The organism is Streptosporangium amethystogenes (assembly GCF_000721075.1).
Classification (GTDB): domain Bacteria; phylum Actinomycetota; class Actinomycetes; order Streptosporangiales; family Streptosporangiaceae; genus Streptosporangium; species Streptosporangium amethystogenes.
The window spans coordinates 1-319 of the sequence record NZ_JOEQ01000189.1 but is presented as its reverse complement, the minus strand read 5'-3'; the positions used below and the strand labels follow the sequence as shown (position 1 = coordinate 319).

Annotated in this window: 1 protein-coding gene; it reads right to left on the bottom strand. The window is 70.2% G+C overall.

Annotated elements, in window-relative coordinates:
* Nucleotides 1-290, bottom strand: a 290-nt coding sequence (locus IG98_RS0144235; RefSeq protein ID WP_030926786.1) for an AAA family ATPase, incomplete at its 3' end; no start/stop codon positions are given.
* Nucleotides 291-319: the final 29 nt, after the last annotated feature.

Below are 319 nucleotides of genomic sequence, written 5' to 3'. Positions count from 1 at the left end.
ACGACGATCTGCGCTCCCGCATCCTCGTAGCGGGCGAGCTGGCCTGGCCACGGGTTTGTGTGAATGATCCACGCGTCGGCCTCGACGCCTCGCAGGACGCGGTTGATGCCGGCTTTGCGGGCGGCGAAGGCCACTTCGCGGACCGGTTCGGGGGCCGCGTGCGGCTGCTCCGACCCCAGCGCCTGGGCGATCTTGTCGAAGTCGATGACGACATCCCCGGCCTGGCACTGCTCGCTGATCCAGGTCGACTTGCCCGCGCACGGCGGGCCGACGACGACGGTGATGGCCACGGCTCACCCCGTCTCGTAGTCCAGGCGGC